The 14,847-nt window shown below is 70.7% G+C and carries 13 protein-coding genes and 4 pseudogenes; 9 read left to right on the top strand and 8 right to left on the bottom strand.

Annotated features, from left to right (window positions below):
- Nucleotides 1–20 precede the first annotated feature (20 nt).
- The 3 genes from ACMATS_RS01560 to ACMATS_RS01550 all read left to right on the top strand — a co-directional run bounded on the left by ACMATS_RS01560 (nucleotide 21) and on the right by ACMATS_RS01550 (nucleotide 2,222).
- Nucleotides 21–1,235 carry a M20 metallopeptidase family protein gene (locus tag ACMATS_RS01560; protein WP_414166560.1) on the top strand — a complete coding sequence of 405 codons (1,215 nt, stop codon included), beginning with the start codon at nucleotides 21–23 and terminating at the stop codon, nucleotides 1,233–1,235.
- A 17-nt stretch (nucleotides 1,236–1,252) separates the two neighbouring features.
- Complete coding sequence (locus ACMATS_RS01555) at nucleotides 1,253–1,765, top strand: O-acetyl-ADP-ribose deacetylase (protein ID WP_414166559.1); 513 nt, start codon at nucleotides 1,253–1,255, stop codon at nucleotides 1,763–1,765.
- Nucleotides 1,766–1,922: 157 nt separating this feature from the next.
- A complete protein-coding gene (locus ACMATS_RS01550) occupies nucleotides 1,923–2,222 on the top strand; it encodes a hypothetical protein (protein WP_414166558.1) in 300 nt (99 codons plus the stop codon).
- Between the two features lie 9 nt (nucleotides 2,223–2,231).
- Here ACMATS_RS01550 and ACMATS_RS01545 read toward each other — a convergent pair whose 3' ends face one another.
- Nucleotides 2,232–3,347: a serine/threonine protein kinase gene (locus tag ACMATS_RS01545; RefSeq protein ID WP_414166557.1), complete on the bottom strand. Its 1,116-nt coding sequence runs from the start codon at nucleotides 3,345–3,347 to the stop codon at nucleotides 2,232–2,234.
- Nucleotides 3,348–3,495: 148 nt separating this feature from the next.
- Nucleotides 3,496–3,860 (bottom strand): annotated as a pseudogene (locus tag ACMATS_RS01540) (hypothetical protein); the annotation flags it as partial.
- On the opposite strand from ACMATS_RS01540, the pseudogene ACMATS_RS01535 reads away from it, so the two are divergent.
- Nucleotides 3,861–4,043, top strand: a pseudogene (locus tag ACMATS_RS01535) (glycoside hydrolase family 15 protein); the annotation flags it as partial.
- 25 nt (nucleotides 4,044–4,068) lie between these two features.
- Here ACMATS_RS01535 and ACMATS_RS01530 read toward each other — a convergent pair.
- Together ACMATS_RS01530 and ACMATS_RS01525 are read right to left on the bottom strand one after the other, a co-directional pair.
- Complete coding sequence (locus ACMATS_RS01530) at nucleotides 4,069–4,224, bottom strand: DUF6131 family protein (protein ID WP_414166556.1); 156 nt, start codon at nucleotides 4,222–4,224, stop codon at nucleotides 4,069–4,071.
- 145 nt (nucleotides 4,225–4,369) lie between these two features.
- Nucleotides 4,370–4,531: a CsbD family protein gene (locus tag ACMATS_RS01525; protein WP_391151849.1), complete on the bottom strand. Its 162-nt coding sequence runs from the start codon at nucleotides 4,529–4,531 to the stop codon at nucleotides 4,370–4,372.
- A gap of 276 nt (nucleotides 4,532–4,807) precedes the next feature.
- Between ACMATS_RS01525 and ACMATS_RS01520 the strand changes: the two genes are divergently transcribed.
- A complete protein-coding gene (locus tag ACMATS_RS01520; protein WP_414166555.1) occupies nucleotides 4,808–5,614 on the top strand; it encodes a VOC family protein in 807 nt (268 codons plus the stop codon).
- A 389-nt stretch (nucleotides 5,615–6,003) separates the two neighbouring features.
- Here ACMATS_RS01520 and ACMATS_RS01515 read toward each other — a convergent pair.
- The 3 genes and pseudogenes from ACMATS_RS01515 to ACMATS_RS01505 form a co-directional block, all read right to left on the bottom strand.
- Nucleotides 6,004–6,270, bottom strand: a pseudogene (locus ACMATS_RS01515) (thiamine pyrophosphate-dependent enzyme); the annotation flags it as partial.
- A gap of 113 nt (nucleotides 6,271–6,383) precedes the next feature.
- Nucleotides 6,384–6,710 carry a plasmid stabilization protein gene (locus ACMATS_RS01510; protein WP_390780666.1) on the bottom strand — a complete coding sequence of 109 codons (327 nt, stop codon included), beginning with the start codon at nucleotides 6,708–6,710 and terminating at the stop codon, nucleotides 6,384–6,386.
- 122 nt (nucleotides 6,711–6,832) lie between these two features.
- Nucleotides 6,833–7,066, bottom strand: a pseudogene (locus ACMATS_RS01505) (NADH-quinone oxidoreductase subunit D); the annotation flags it as partial.
- A gap of 136 nt (nucleotides 7,067–7,202) precedes the next feature.
- Between ACMATS_RS01505 and ACMATS_RS01500 the strand changes: the two are divergent.
- Nucleotides 7,203–7,427 (top strand): DUF6458 family protein, encoded by a 225-nt coding sequence (locus ACMATS_RS01500; protein WP_390780668.1) that lies wholly within the window; start codon nucleotides 7,203–7,205, stop codon nucleotides 7,425–7,427.
- A 34-nt stretch (nucleotides 7,428–7,461) separates the two neighbouring features.
- On the opposite strand, the gene ACMATS_RS01495 is transcribed toward ACMATS_RS01500, so the two are convergent.
- Nucleotides 7,462–10,008, bottom strand: coding sequence for a SpoIIE family protein phosphatase (locus ACMATS_RS01495; protein WP_414170633.1), 2,547 nt, complete (start codon nucleotides 10,006–10,008; stop codon nucleotides 7,462–7,464).
- 604 nt (nucleotides 10,009–10,612) lie between these two features.
- Here ACMATS_RS01495 and ACMATS_RS01490 point away from each other — a divergent pair.
- The 3 genes from ACMATS_RS01490 (at nucleotide 10,613) to ACMATS_RS01480 (ending at nucleotide 14,843) form a co-directional block, all read left to right on the top strand.
- Complete coding sequence (locus ACMATS_RS01490; protein WP_390780669.1) at nucleotides 10,613–11,035, top strand: hypothetical protein; 423 nt, start codon at nucleotides 10,613–10,615, stop codon at nucleotides 11,033–11,035.
- Nucleotides 11,036–11,147: 112 nt separating this feature from the next.
- Nucleotides 11,148–12,506, top strand: coding sequence for a DUF2332 domain-containing protein (locus ACMATS_RS01485; RefSeq protein WP_414166554.1), 1,359 nt, complete (start codon nucleotides 11,148–11,150; stop codon nucleotides 12,504–12,506).
- Between the two features lie 327 nt (nucleotides 12,507–12,833).
- Nucleotides 12,834–14,843 (top strand): PIG-L family deacetylase, encoded by a 2,010-nt coding sequence (locus ACMATS_RS01480; RefSeq protein WP_414166553.1) that lies wholly within the window; start codon nucleotides 12,834–12,836, stop codon nucleotides 14,841–14,843.
- Nucleotides 14,844–14,847: the final 4 nt, after the last annotated feature.

Raw genomic sequence — 14,847 nt, 5'->3', positions numbered from 1 at the left:
CATAGGGGACCATGACGAGCATGCGGACACCGGGTATCGAACTGGCGGCCGAGGCACGGAAGTTGCTGCCGGAGATCGTGGCGCTACGGCGACGCATCCACCGCGCACCGGAAGTGGGCACGCACCTGCCGCGCACCCAGCAGACGGTGCTGGGCGCACTTGACGGTCTGGACCTGACGGTGAGCGTCGGCAAGAAGCTCAGCTCCGTGGTGGCCGTCCTCGAAGGACACCGCCCCGGACGGACCGTCCTGCTGCGCGCCGACATGGACGCACTGCCCCAACAGGAGGACACCGGACTCGACTTCGCCTCCGAACTCCCCGGCGTCATGCACGCGTGCGGCCACGACACGCACACCGCCATGCTCATCGGCGCGGCACGGCTGCTCGCGGCCCGCCGCGACCGGCTGCCGGGCCGCGTGGTCTTCATGTTCCAGCCGGCCGAGGAACTCGGCGGCGGCGCCCTCCCGATGATCGAGGAGGGAGTCCTGAACGGCCCGGACGGCCGACCGGTCGACGCCGCCTTCGCCCTGCACATCAACGCCCGCAACGAGACGGGAACGCTCCACCTCCGCCCCGGCGCCCAGTACGCCGCCGCCGACACCGTACGCATCACCGTCCGCGGCAGAAGCGGACACGCGGCCGGCCCGCACAAGGTGCTCGACCCCGTCCCCGTCGCCTGCGAAATCGTCCAGGCCCTGCAGACGATGGTCACCCGGACCGTCCCCGTCTTCGACCCCGCCGTCCTCACCATCACCACGATCACGGCGGGACGGGCCTCCAACGTCATCCCCGAGACCGCCGAACTCACCGGCACCTACCGCACCCTCACCGGGACGGGCCGCCGCGCCGTGCGCGAAGGAATCACCAGGGTGGCCCACGGCGTGGCCGCGGCCCACGGCATGACCGCCGACGTCGACCTCCCCGAGGGCTACCCCCCGGTGCACAACGACCCCGCCTTCACCGCCACCGTGCGCCGCGCCGTCACCGACACCCTCGGCCCGTCGGCGATCCACGACCTCCCGCACCCCACCATGGGCGGCGAGGACTTCGCGTACGTCCTGCAACGCGTCCCCGGCGCCATGGCGTTCCTGGGCGCCTGCCCGCCGGACAGCACACCGGGGACGGCTCCCGACAACCACTCCGACAAGGTGGTGTACGACGAGAACGCGTTGGCGGTCGGCGTCGCGGTGCACTGCGCGGTGGCCGGGACGTACCTCCACGAGACCGTGTCATGACAGGGCATCATGACCCCATGGCCACCACCATCACCCTCGTGCAGGGCGACATCACCGAACAGCACGTCGACGTCATCGTCAACGCCGCGAACTCCTCGCTCCTCGGCGGAGGCGGCGTCGACGGCGCCATCCACCGCAAGGGCGGCCCCGACATCCTCGCCGCCTGCCGCGAACTGCGCGCAGCGCAGTACGGCAAGGGCCTGCCCACGGGCCGGGCGGTGGCGACGACGGCGGGCCGGCTTCCGGCGCGATGGGTGATCCATACGGTGGGGCCGGTGTGGTCGGCGTCGGAGGACCGGTCGGAACTGCTGGCGTCCTGCCACCGCGAGTCCCTGCGGGTGGCGGACGAACTGGGTGCGAAGACGGTGGCCATACCCGCGATCTCGACGGGCATCTACGGCTGGCCGATGGAGGATGCGGCCCGCATCGCGGTCGAGGCGGTGCAGCAGGCGGAGACGCGGGTGGAGGAGGTCCGCTTCGTGCTCTTCGACGAGCGGGCGTACGAGGCCTTTGCCGCGCAGGTGAGGTGACTCAACTGCCTCTCTGCCAATGACCGTTGCCGTCGGCGGAGGCGGCTCGCGCGGAGGCGTGTCTCTTCCGAACTTCGGAGGTTGGTGCAAGCGGACCACGCAGGGCGGTCCGCTCAACTCGGAACTCGGGGACACTCAGCGGAAAGGGGTGGTCACCATGACTCGTGGTGCCAGGATCCTGGCCGCGCCGGCCATTTCGGCGATCACCGTGTGCGGAGGAGGAAGTGCGGCCTACGCCCACGCGGGCAAGGGCAAGGGCGGTGAGGACATTGCGGGCAGTGTCCTGTCGGTGCTGGGCAGCAGCACCAGTACGGGCCACGCCAATCAGTGCGGCGGGCTGCTGTCCAACGTCGCCGCCTGGAACGCGACCGGGCACAGCAACAACTGCGGCAACCCCAACGTCGCGGTATTGAGCGACACCACCTGCATCACCGAGGACATCCACCACGGGCACTGACTCCCGGTCTCAGAATCGGCCGGACCGCCTGGGGAAATAGTCCTCGAGTACGCCTTCGCGGTGTACGTCGAGCGTGGCACAGTGCAGTCCGCCGCCGAAGGGAGCCACGTCCCAGAACGGTACCGGGACGACCTCGAAGCCCAGCCGGTCGAGCTGTTCCATCTGAGCGGTCTCGCTCGCTTCCACGCAGACCGTTCCGGGGTCCAGGACCAGCACGTTCATCGACAGCCAGCGGCTGCACGCGGACAGTGGCGGCGGATCCGTGCGCCCGGGGGTGGCGGCCGGGACGACCTGCCAGTCGTTGACCTTGAGGTGGTGCAACAGCTCCTCCTCGGCCGGCCGCTCGGCGCAGTGCAGGACGAGTCCGGGGCGCAACGGCACCCAGGTGGCGTCGATGTGCATGGGGTGCGTGTTCCCGAACGTCACCCCGTGCACGCGGTGCTCCGGCAGGTGCTGCCGGAGCCAGCGGATCCCTGCAGCGTTGGTGGCGAGGGACTGCTGGACGAACAGGTCCTTGCCGCAGCGGGCGATGTCGGCGGCGTCGAAGAGCGGCTCGGCCTCGGTCAGCAGCAGCTCCCCGGCCCTGACCCGGGCGATCTGCTCCTCGAACGGCAGGGCCCCGAACTCCTCCCAGAAGTCCGGCCGGTACGACGCGTCGGTCAGCCGGGGCTTGGGAGCCGCCTCCCAGCGCATGTCCGGGTCGGCGCGGAACCAGGCCTCGATCAACGGCCGGTGGGCCAGGTACTCGAACCAGCGGCTGCGGAACGACATCGTCGCCTCCAGCAGCTCGTTCCCGATCACCACCAGGACGTCGCGGACCGGCATGGCACCGAACATGCTCTGCTGTGCCCACTCAGGAGTGGCGGTCGGCTGACCGAAGTCCAGCGTCCGGGGCCGGTCGACCCGGATGCCGCGTGCTTCGAGGACTCGGGCGAAGGCGTCCAGCTGCTCGTTGGCCGCGGACGTCATCTCCTCGGGCAACGGTCCGTGCGTTCCGCGGGGAAAGCCGTGTTCGGGCCAGTCCCGGACAACCGCCGGCTCGGGGGCCTGCACCATGGTGCCGTCGGCCCGGCCGACGACGACGTGCTTCAGCGGATCCCACTCGTTCCAGGAACCGACCTTCACCGATCCTCCCCTTGGGTACGCCGTGCAGGGCCCGCTCTCCGAAAACGGGGAGCGGCGAGGGGCCACAGTCTGGCGCCTCGCCGAGCGCAGCACGAGGGGCAAGTCCGGGGCGCGTGAGGTGACGAGGGAGTGCCCGGCGCGGTAGGGGCAGGCCTGCTACGGCCACCGGTCTCAGTGGTCTGCAGCCGAAGAGGCGGCTGACGCCCGGAGTCTCGATGAGGGCGGCCGGCGCAGCGGCGGAGCCGAGGGCGGTGCCTCGGACCAGGCGGCTGTGCCGTCTTCCGTCAGGGTCTGGGCGAGCTGGGCGTCGACCACGCCGCACAGCGCCATGGTGCTCGTGCGCCGGGCGGAGCCGGGCGTGATGGCGCCGAACAGTCAGGCGGTCGTCGCACCGAGCGCGGTGATCTCGCCCCGACGCCGGATCTGCCGGACCAACGGCTCCTCCAGACCTGCGAGGCCCGCCGACGGGGGCTCTTCGTCCTGGGCCGGCTGGGCGTCGTCCCGTGGGGTGACCGGGAGGTGGAGGTGTTCCGCTGGTTCGAGCGGAACCGTGCCGCGTGCGGCCCGGCCGGGCTGTACTCCGAGGAGTACGACATCGCCCAGCGCCAGATGCGCGGCAACCTTCCGCAGGCCTTCGTCCACGCGCTGACGCCGGAGTGCACTGCCCGCCTTGCCGCGCCGTGGTCCGAGGCGTGAGCACCACCTCGTCTGCTACCGCCTGCTACCAATAGTGACGTCGACCGCCGACAGCGTGACCGACAGCCCCAAGTACCCACAGAACGAGGCCTATGACGACCAGAATGATGCCGATCGTCCACAGTATATGGATCCCCACCAGGAATCCGACGATGAGCAAGACGATCCCGAGGATGATCATGGTGATCTCCTGAGCTTCGTGGTCTGCGCCATCAGGCCAGCATCGCGATCCTTCAAGGGAAGGCCTCTGCGGCGGTTCACCCGCGCAGCACCTGATGACGGTTTTCGTCACCACTGTGGTGACGAGAGCTGCGCATCATCTCCCGCTACTTGCCGAGCTTCTTGACCTTGGAGGCTGCTTCCTGCGCCTTTCCGGCGAGCTTTTCGGCGTGCCCCCGGGCCTCTCGCTTCGGGTCACCTGTGACGCGCCCGGCGGTTTCCTGCATGGTGCCCTTGAGCTGTTTGGCCTTGGCCTTCGCCTTGCCCATGATCGTCATCTCCTGGAGCGCGGAGTTGCTTCCCTACCCAGCTCACGCTCTTTTGCCCGGGCTTGCAACCGGGGCCCGCAGCTCCTGTCGCAGCAGTGCCGACCGCCGCCTTCCGCAATGGGCCGGCTCAACTGAGCGGCACCGGGACAGGATTCGGGTTGCGGTTGTCCGATACGGGGCGTGAGCTGGAGATGTAGCGCAAAGTAGAGCGTCGGCTCCCGCGGAAACCTCGTCGGAATCGGCACAACCGCGTGTTCAAATCCCCGAGAGGACACCGTGGAGGAGAACGCCGTGCCCAGCACCAGAACCGCCTGCCTGCCAGGTGTGCCTTCGTGGGTCAGTCTGACGACAAGGAGCATCGACGCGGCAATGGAATTCTACGGACCGCTGCTGGGCTGGCATTTCGAGCCTGCCCAGGGGCGGTGGGGCAACTGTGCCAGGGCCCTGGCCGGGGAGACCGTCATTGCCGGCATCAGCGCCGTGGCGCCCGAATGGGAGTTGCCTGTCACATGGACCACGTACTTCGGCATCGAAAGCGCCGATACAGCAACGGCCCGTGTCCAGGAGCGGGGCGGTACCGTGGCGGTGGGCCCCCTCGAATCCGAGGCCGGGCGCCTGGCCCTGGCGGCGGATCCTGCCGGGGCCGCCTTCGGCCTGTGGGAATGCCGCACGACAACCTGCGACAAGCCTTCTCCGCTGGTGGGCGGCACTGCTGTGTGGGTGGAACTGCGCACCAGGGATGCCTTCGATGCGGCATTCTTCTACGACGGCGTCCTCGACTGGGACCGGCGTCGCTCGCCCATGTATGCCATCCGCTGGGAGGAGGACCGTGTCGTCCTCGAATTTCAAGGATCAACGGTGGCAACGATGTACGGAGGGGCCGTGGAGGCAACGGCCGATCCTCGTTTGAGGCCGCGCTGGACCGTCTTCTTCTCCGTGCCGGACACGGAGGCCGCGCTGGAGACGGCTGAAAAATTGGGCGGACAAGCCATCGACGAACCGAGCCTCACCGCTTTCGGGCGCATGGTGACTCTGCGAGATCCTGAAGGCGGTGTGTTCTGTGTCGTCAGCGGCCATTCCTGAACGATGGCAACTGGCCGGTCGCCCGGAACCGTTGCTCCTGGGCGCCCACGCCGTCCTCGGTGTACGTGCGGAAGTCGGACGGGTGGAAGCGGGGCGTGTACCCGGCGAAGCGCCGCATGCCGTCGATGAGTTCGTGGTCGAAGCGGGTGTCATCGCGGGGGAGCAGCCAGGCCGAGGCGTTGGGGCCCGTACCCGGCGCAGCGGGGAGGCGCTTCGGCGCAGGGTGACCGCCGCCCCGGCCCTGGCCGCTCCCGGACCCGGCCGGCGCGGGGGTCGCCGGCCGGGGGTCCTCATGTCGTCGTCGGCGTCGCCCTGTTGGCAGTGAGGCACCTCCCAGGGTTCGCGCCGGTCCAGGCCCAGGCGCAGGTAGCCGCGCGGGTAGGCCGGTCCGCCTGGGAGGGCAGGAACTGCGGGGCGCCGGACATGGCCCGCATCTCCCAGGTGACCTGGTTGAGGTCCTGGTTGTTGAGCACGGCCACGACCAGCCGGGGATCCTGCCACTCCCGGTAGTACTTCGCCGCGGTGATCAGTTCGGCGAGTCCGTTCATCTGCATCGCCCCGTCCCCCACGAGCGCGACGGCCGGCCGGTCGGGATGGGCGAACTTGGCGCCGATCGCGTACGGCACGCCCGGCCCCATCGTCGCCGGCGTGCCGGACCTGACCGGTGGCGGGCCGGGGAAACGCGGTTTCCCGGTTTTCCGCTCGTACCGGACAGATGGGCTGCTCCCTGAGCTGAGGGGACCGGTCGGCCGGCCGCGACGGGACCGGCTCAGTCGCGGCCCAGAGCCCGCTTCAGTTCGGCCTTGTTCATGTGGGAGCGGCCTTCGACGTTCTTCTGCTTCGCCTCGTTGTAGAGCTGTTCCTTGGTGGGGCCCTGGGCGCCGGAGTGCGAGCGCTGTCCGCCGCGCCGGGAGGAGGGCATGTCCTGCAGGGAGGTGCGGCTGGCGGACTCGGACTCGCCTGCGCGGGCGCGTTCCTTGTTGACGGTGCGCGCGGCGATCTCCTCGGCGCGCCGGGTGCTCTCGCCGCGCTGCTTCGCACTCTCCTTGATGTGCTCGTACTGTCGCTCGCGCTTGGGGCTTGCTCCTCGGGGCATCGCACTGTCTCCTCTGCCTGGTGCGGGGGTGTCGTTCACGACTCACCGTGACACCCGCTGCCGGACACCGCAGGGCGTGGGCCGCCGATCGTGGGGCCGGCGGCTCAGCCGACGGGCCACAGTACGAGCGCGGACAACACGAAGAGCACGGGAAGCCGGCCCGACCGTTCCTCGGCCAGCGCCTTGCCCAGCGCCGTTCCGAACGGCGGCAGTCCGGCGAGCGCCAAGCCCCCGACGGCGAAGAGCACCCCGACACCCCGCATGTCCCGCCCCCGGCCGTGGAGTTCGCGTTCATCGACGCTGCCGTGCCGGTCGAGGAGCACTCCGGTGGACGCGAAGAGCGCGGCCTTGGCGCCGGGAATGCGGATTCGGACCTCGTCCGCGCTGTGAACCGTCGCTCCGGTGCGATCGCGAGGTCGTGCGGCACCCGGTGGTTGGCCGCCTGGGAGGGGGGTACGCGCTCCTGAGCCAACCAGGAAGGAGGTGCGGGCCATGGGCATGGGAGGGTGCATCGGCCTGATAGCCGCGGGCGCGATCCTCGCTTTCGCTGTGGACTGGCACGTGAAGGGTGTGAATCTCACCGTCGTTGGCCTGATTCTGATGGCGGTCGGCGTCATCGGCACGTCCGCCTACGTCAGCGTGTTCAAACGGCGGCGCACCCAGCCGCCGCCTCCGGCCGCGCCGGTCATTGAAGAGGACCACCGCTTCACCCGTTGAGTCACGCACACCACCGATGGGAAGAGGACCGGGCTCACTCCGCCGTCGGCAGGGGCTGGTCGGTCCAGATGGTCTTGCCGGTGGGGGTGTACCGGGTGCCCCAGCGCTGGGTGATCTGGGCGATGATGAACAGGCCCCGGCCGCCCTCGTCGTCGACGGCGGCGTGGCGCAGGTGGGGGGAGGTGTGGCCGGTGTCGGAGACCTCGCAGACGAGGCTGCTGTCACGGATCAGGCGGACGTGGACCGGTCCGCCGGCGGCGTAGCGGATGGCGTTGGTGACCAGTTCGCTGACGATCAGTTCGGTCGTGAACACCAGCTCGTCGAGCCCCCACTCCCTCAGGCGGCGGGTCGTGGCGGCCCGGGCGTCGGCGACGGCCTCCGGCTCGGCGTCCAGTTCCCAGACCGCCACCTGGTGCTCGCCGAGCCGCCGGGTGCGGACCAGGAGGAGGGCGGCGTCGTCGTCCACCGGGCCGGGCAGCAGGGCGGCGACGGTGCGGTCGCAGAGCTCCTCCAGGGGGTGGCGGTTGTGGGTGAGGACGCCGCTCAGCAGGCCGAGTCCGGTCTCGGTGTCGTGGTCCGGGGTCTGGACGAGCCCGTCGGTGAACAGGGCGAGCAGGGTGCCGGCGGGCAGCTGGAGTTCCGTGCTCTGGAAAGGCGGGCCGTTGAGGCCCAGGGGCAGACCCTCCGGGAGGTCCGGGTAGCCGACGGCGCCGCCCTCGGGGTCGACGACGGCGGGTGGCGAGTGTCCCGCGCTGGCCATGCTGCACTGCCCGGTCACCGGGTCGTAGACCGCGTACAGGCAGGTGACCCCGAGTGCCTCGTCGCGGTCGGTGCCCGGTCCGTCCCGGCCGTGGCCGTGCGACCGTTCCCCGGCGGCCCGTTCCTCGTCGTTCTGGCCGGCCACGTCGTCCAGGCAGGCGAGCAGTTCGTCCGGTGGGAGGTCGAGCCGGGCCAGGACGCGCACGCTCGTGCGCAGTCGGCCCATGGTGGCGGCGGCGCTCAGCCCGTGGCCGATGACGTCCCCGACCACCAGGCCGACCCGGGTGCTCGACAGGGGGATGACGTCGAACCAGTCGCCGCCCACCCCGGAGCGGCTGTCGGCGGGCACGTAGCGGCTGGCCGTCTCGACGCCGGTCAGCGCCGGGAGGCGGTGGGGCAGCAGGCCGCGCTGGAGGGTGAGGGCGGCGGTGTGCTCCCGGGTGATGACCAGCATCAGGACGACACCGATGAGCAGGGCGCCGAGGCCCACGACGCTTACCCCGCCGACCCGTCCGATGACCGGCAGGTCGAAGGAGGTCGCGCCGTAGCCCGGGTCGGCGTAGACGACGAAGGCGGCATAGCAGAACAGGCAGAGCATCATGAGTCCGCCGAGGCCCGGGAGCAGCCCTTTGTACAGCAGGTCGCGGGGGCTGCGGGTGAGCACCGCGCGGTAGTACCAGACGCAGGCGAAGCCGGTGAGGCCGTAGTAGAACGCGATCGCGAGGCCGACGGCCTTGATGGAGTCGGCGAGCACGTCGCGGCTGATCACGGTCAGTAGGGCGAAGAAACCGATGGAGACGATGCCGACGCCGACAGTCGACCAGGTCGGGGTGAGGTACCGGCGGTGGATCCGGGCGAAGCGCGAGGGCACGGCCTTGTGGGCGGCCATGGAGAAGACCGTGCGGGCCAGGGGCAGGATCGTGGTCTGGGTGGACGCGACCGCCGAGGTCAGCACGGTGAAGATGAGCAGCTTGGTGAGGAACCAGCCGGTGCCCCGGCTGCCGAAGACGGCGCCGCCCAGGCCGGAGAGCACGTCCCCGGCGTTGGCCCTGTTGCCCAGGCCGGTGCCCGCGGCGCCGATCCCGGCGAACGCCTGCGCCGAGGTCGCCACCAGGGCGTAGACGGCGAGGAGGAGCACGGTGGAGACGACCGCCGCCCGTCCGGGGGTGTTCCTGCTGTCGGCGGTCTCCTCGTTGACCGCGACCGCGGTGTCCCAGCCCCAGTAGATGAACACCGCGGCGACGATGCCCTCGGTCAGGGCCTTGGCGGAGGGCACGTGGAGGGGGTTGAACCAGGAGGCGGAGACGGGGACCGACGTCGGTGGGGCGCCGGTGCTGTAGACCCTGACCAGGGCGGTGACCGCGAACAGGGCCAGCACCACGACCTCGATGCACACCATCCAGCGCTGGAGGACCGCCGACACCTGGATGCCCACGTAGCAGACCGCGGTCGTCACGGTGATCCAGGCGACCCCGGCGACGGTGGTCCACAGCCGGCTCCCGGCGAGCGAGTCGTACCCCAGCAGCCGGAAGCCGTAGATGCCGGCGATCTCCGCGAGGTTCGCCATGGCGATGATGTCGGCGACGATGATGCCCCAGCCGCCCATCCAGCCGACGCGCGGGCCGAAGGCGCGGGAGGCCCAGGTGAAGGTGGTCCCGCAGTCGGCGTCGGTGGCGTTGAGCTCCCGGAAGGCGTACGCGATCAGCAGCATCGGGACGAAGGCCAGCATGGTGATGACCGGTGCCTGGAGGCCGACGCCGGCCACGATCAGGCCGAGCGTGGCCGCCAGGCTGTACGCCGGGGCGGTGGACGCCATGCCCATGGCGACCGAGGAGAACAGCCCCAGAGCACCGGCCCTCAGCCCCTTGGCGCCGGCTCCGGGGCCGGTCGCGAGCGGCGCGGCGGACTCGACCGGACCGTCGAAGAGCTTCACACCCGCATCCAACTCCGCATCTCGCCGGGAGAGGCCACGACGCCGAGGGAACTCGTGATCACCATTTTCCCCGGGGTCGATCGGGTCCGCCAGGCGAGCGCGCCGGGCGGAGGCCGGGGCCGCGCCGTCGGCGGGCGCCCCAAGCGCCCGCCGCCGCGGTCGGGGAACCGGCCCGTGGCGCGGCGGGCATCGCGGGGCGCAGCAAGTGGGCCGCCGGGCTTCTCGCCCACCTGCTGCCCTGCCTCCGGGGAGCACCGTTGAGATGCAACCCCTGCACCTCCGGCAGTCCCGCAGCGGGTGAACGCCCAGCACCCGGCGATCGCGGCCGACGAGCGCGCGTACGAGGTGTTCGCCTCGCAAGTGCGCTGACGTCCTGCCGGACATCGGCATGCGAACGGAGAGCAAAGACTGTCCGATTGCTCGTTTCGGACCCGCACGAACCGGTCACGCTGATAGTCCGACGCCGGCCACGCTATGTGACGGGGGGCTTGGTATGACCGCCGTACGCGGGCCTCTGGGAAAGTTCGTCAGGGCACTGAGCGTCGCGACGCTCACGGTCACCTACGCCGGGAGTCTCTGGCTGACCTACCGTCAACTCCGCGCCAAAACACCCCTCGAAGGCGCTCTCGGGGCCCCGGGCTGGACGCACGCGGTCCTCGTCATGGGGCTGGTGGTGGGCGGCGGGCTGGGAGTGGCCGCCGCCATCGTCGATGCGCGCAGGGAGCAGTCGTCTTGGCTGATCACCGTGGTGGGCACGGCCGCCGCGCTCGTCTGGAGCCTGTGGGTCTCCGACAGTGAGGGCCTGACCATCGGACGCACGGTGTTCGCGGCCGCGCCGCCCTTCGTCGCCCTGCTCGTACTCACCGAACTGATGCGGCAGTTGCGGGGTGCGGTGCGGGGCAGGAAGGAGGCGTAGGGCGTGCCCGATGGGTTATCCCTGTGGCGGGCCCGCATCTAGGATCGTCGGGTTGCCGGGACCGACTGCAGGAGGAGCCGTACCAGTGGGCAGGGCCCGCACTCTCGCTCAGGTGTACCGGCACTTCGGTGAGGTCGACGCCGCCGGAGTGTCGCCGCTGTACCAGCACGTCGCCGTCGCCCTGAGCGAGTCCGACGAGGCGCTGCGCGCCATCGAGGCGGCCCCGGCGCGCAAGCGGCACCCCACGGTGATCCTCGCCGCGCTGCACGGCCTCGCCCTCGCCGGACGTGCCCCGGAACTTGCCGCGGCCTACGCCGCTGCCGACGGCGACGCCGCCGCCGGCGCGGCGATCGACACGCTGCTGCGCATGACCGACTCGGTCGTGGCCGTCGCCGTGCGCCGGCAGACGCGGACCGACGAGACCGGGCGCTGCGCCGTGCTGTATCCGGCCGTTGCCGAGGCGGCGCGCCGGGTGGGCGCGAAGGCGGTGGGGTTGATCGACGTGGGCTGTTCGGCAGGGCTCAATCTCCATGTCGATCGCGTCGGCATCACGTACGGCAACGGACAATCGCTGGGCGACCCGTCATCTCCCGTCCAGTTCTCGTCTTCGATCGTGGGAGACCGGGCTGTCCCGACACGGGCGGTACCCGAGGTCGTCGCACGGGTCGGCGTCGACCGCGATCCGGTCGACGTGACCGACGCGGATGACGCCCGATGGTTGCGCGCCTGCCTGCAGCCGGATCGGCCGGAGCAAGTCGCCAGGCTCGAAGCGGAGATGGCGTTGGCGGCGACGGACCCTCCACTGCTGCTGCAAGGCGATGCCGTCGAGGTGCTGCCCGCCGCCTTCGCCCGTGTGCCCGCGGACGCCCTGCCCGTCGTCACCACGACGTGGGCGCTGTCGCGCTTCCCGCTCGAGAGCCGCCTGCGCTTCCTGCACCGCCTCGACGAGGCGGCGGCCGGCCGGACGGTGGCGTGGGTGTCGGTGGAGGGGGTCGGAGTCGCGCCGACGATACCGACACTCGGCGATCGCCGTGCCTCCGGCCACAGCATCATCGGCCTGGCGGTGTTCGACCAGTCGTCCCTGCGCGCCGAGGCCCTAGGGCGTGTCCGATGGGTCAGTGCGGGCCCCGCGGCGCCCGGCACGGCACCTCGCCGCGTTGTCGCATCACCCGAGTACGCCCAGTACGCGGGTAATGCTCCGCCTTGCGATGTACCGCACCTGGGGGTACCCCCAGCGGTAGCTGGGGGAGCCGCGGGGCCCGCACTGACCCATCGGACACGCCCTAGGCCGCTGCTGGTCGCGGGGGCGCTTGATGGCGTGGCTGGCAGATTCCTGAGGCGCGTCCGACGGGTCGCGTGGCCGAGCCGAGCGCCGCACTCCAGGCCATGCGCGAGGACCCGGACCGCACCTGGTCCACAGCCCCTCGCACCGCCTCATGAGGAACAGCGCCTGAGCTTGTTCTCCGCGTGAACACGATGCGGAGAAAAATCACGATACTGCGGAACCAGGTACCCCTCGATCCCCTCTTCTTGATCGAGATCCCCTGGCTCAGGTTCGTCACCCTGACGCACGTCAACTGCCGACGCGCGTCAGGAATTGTCCAACTGCCGGCGGACCAGTGGCCGGTGAGACTTCCGACCACGAGTCACTCACGAAAGCTGCACCATGCACCCCTCGCTCCATAGCGTCCACTCCGCCGTCCGGCGGCTGCGCAGTGCCGTCTTTCCCCCTCCCGCACGGCCGGCGCTCCGGTTTTCCGGACCGCAGGGCCGGGGGGTGGAGACCAGTGGTTCCGCCTTGGGCACGCACGTGCAGATCGTGGCCCACCCGGACGACGATCTCTTCTTCATGGCGCCCGACCTCTTCCACGCCGTCGCCGCCGGGGCGGAAGTCGTCAATGTGTATCTCGTCGCGGGCGAGGCCGACGGCCGCAATGCCGCCCACGGAGCGAAGAACCGTGACCGGCTGGCAGTGGATTACGAGGGGTACGTGGCCGCCCGCCAGCGCGGACTGCGCGCGGTGTACGCGGACGCCGCGCTGAACGACGCCTCGGCCCCCTGGACCCGCGAGGTGTACCGCACTTCAGGCGGCTTCCACGTCGAACGGGCGACCTTGGCGGGGTCCTTGGAGGACCGCGCGCCGGTCACGCTCTATTTCTTCAACCTCGCGATGACGGGCGGCCGGCCGCCCATGCGTCTGCAGACGCTGTGGACGGAAGAAATCGAGCAGCAGCGGACCCGGCGCCCCACCGGTTCACCTCTCCCGGACACACCCGATGGCGCCCTCACCCGTGAAGGCCTCATCGGCGCTCTCGTCGAGCTGTTGGCCGAACACCGGCCCACCACGGTGCGCACGCTCGACCCGGACCCCGACCACGCCACGTACGACAACGGCAGGGTCACCTATCACGACCACCAAGAACACACGGCAGCAGCACTGTTCGCCTTCGAGGCCCTGCACCGGTACGGCGAACGGGCGGCGGAGCGGGCACCCGTGGTCGAGAGCTACCGGGGATACGGCAACAAGGTCTGGCCCGGAAACCTCAGCCGGCAGGTGTTTCACGACAAGACCCGCCGCCTCGACATCTACGGAGGGACGGACGGTCGCCGGCGCAAGGACGGCATCGACCCCGGAGACTTCCAACTCGGCGACCGCGCACACCGCAAGGCATACAGCCGGAGCACTTACGCACGCTATTCCCACGCTTCGACCTGGCTGCAGCGAGACGGTGACGGAGCGCTCACGGCATTCACCGTCCTCAACGGCCGTCCCGTCCAATGGCGGGATACCGACGGGGAGTTCGCGCCGAGACCGCTGGGCACCGATGTCCCGGAGGGCGGATTCTTCTCACCGCAGCTGCATGCTGTCGCCACCGATGACGGACTGCTGCATGTGTTCGGTGTCCACATGTCGCTCGCGGCGGGCCGATACGAGCACCGCCGCGACGTCATGCTCGTCTCCCAGCAAGAACCGGGGGGCCGCTTCGGCGCCTGGCAGAACCTCGGGAATCCGTACAACGCCGAGGGCCTCAACCCCGTCAAGCGCAGGGAGATCGGCCAACCGGAACCGGTCGCCCTGCCCGGCGGCGGACTCGAATTCGTCGTGCGCAACTTCGGCCGGGCGCTGAGCCACCGCCGCCTCGAGCCCACCGGCACCTGGAGCCCCTGGCGCGACCTGGGAGGCACCGTCCAGGAGGGCGTCGCCTGGGGAACCCTCCCCGACGGGACGGTCGAGCTGTACGCCCCTGCCCCGGACCAGGTCGTCCAATGGAACCGGGACAAGCCGTCGTCCTCCTTCAGCGGCTCCCGTCCGCTGCCTCTCCCCGCCCCGGCCGGGCCCGTCACCCACGTGACGACAGAACAGGGCCGCGCGCTGCTGCTCATGCGCCGTCCCGGCACCGGCGAGATCCTCTGCCACCACCGGCCGGGCCCGCAGGAACCCTGGCAGGCCGAGCCGCAGTCACTGGGCGGACACGGCGGCACCGGTCCCATCACGGCCACCAGGACCCGTGACGGCCGGATCGCCCTGGCCACCCGCAACGATCACGGCACCCTCAGCTTCGCCCGGCTCCCGGAACCGGAGGAGGAGCCGCCCGTCTGGACCGCGTCGGGCCCGCTGTCGGTCCACGCGCCCTCGTCGACCCTGGACGCGGACGGGTGCGTTGTGACCGCGGTCCTCGGCGTGGACGCACGCCTGCACCTGGCTCGTTGGGAGCCGGGGACCCCCGAGCCCGTATGGACGACGCCTGCACGAGCGCAGGCGGCACACCACCTCTGCCGGCCCTCGCGCACCGTGCAGACCGTCTGAACGG

Source organism: Streptoverticillium reticulum, assembly GCF_047456005.1.
Classification (GTDB): Bacteria; Actinomycetota; Actinomycetes; order Streptomycetales; family Streptomycetaceae; genus Streptomyces; species Streptomyces reticulum.
Note: the sequence above shows the minus strand (reverse complement) of the source record. Positions and strands in the feature narration are given on the sequence as shown.

What these genes read in the sequence shown, in the direction of transcription:
- ACMATS_RS01530 (WP_414166556.1), bottom strand. Translation starts at nt 4,224, where the DNA reads ATGATCATCCTCGGGATCGTCTTGCTCATCGTCGGATTCCTGGTGGGG.
- ACMATS_RS01560 (WP_414166560.1), top strand. Translation starts at nt 21, where the DNA reads ATGCGGACACCGGGTATCGAACTGGCGGCCGAGGCACGGAAGTTGCTG.
- ACMATS_RS01500 (WP_390780668.1), top strand. Translation starts at nt 7,203, where the DNA reads ATGGGCATGGGAGGGTGCATCGGCCTGATAGCCGCGGGCGCGATCCTC.
- ACMATS_RS01555 (WP_414166559.1), top strand. Translation starts at nt 1,253, where the DNA reads ATGGCCACCACCATCACCCTCGTGCAGGGCGACATCACCGAACAGCAC.
- ACMATS_RS01490 (WP_390780669.1), top strand. Translation starts at nt 10,613, where the DNA reads ATGACCGCCGTACGCGGGCCTCTGGGAAAGTTCGTCAGGGCACTGAGC.
- ACMATS_RS01525 (WP_391151849.1), bottom strand. Translation starts at nt 4,531, where the DNA reads ATGGGCAAGGCGAAGGCCAAGGCCAAACAGCTCAAGGGCACCATGCAG.
- ACMATS_RS01510 (WP_390780666.1), bottom strand. Translation starts at nt 6,710, where the DNA reads ATGCCCCGAGGAGCAAGCCCCAAGCGCGAGCGACAGTACGAGCACATC.
- ACMATS_RS01495 (WP_414170633.1), bottom strand. Translation starts at nt 10,008, where the DNA reads ATGGGCATGGCGTCCACCGCCCCGGCGTACAGCCTGGCGGCCACGCTC.
- ACMATS_RS01550 (WP_414166558.1), top strand. Translation starts at nt 1,923, where the DNA reads ATGACTCGTGGTGCCAGGATCCTGGCCGCGCCGGCCATTTCGGCGATC.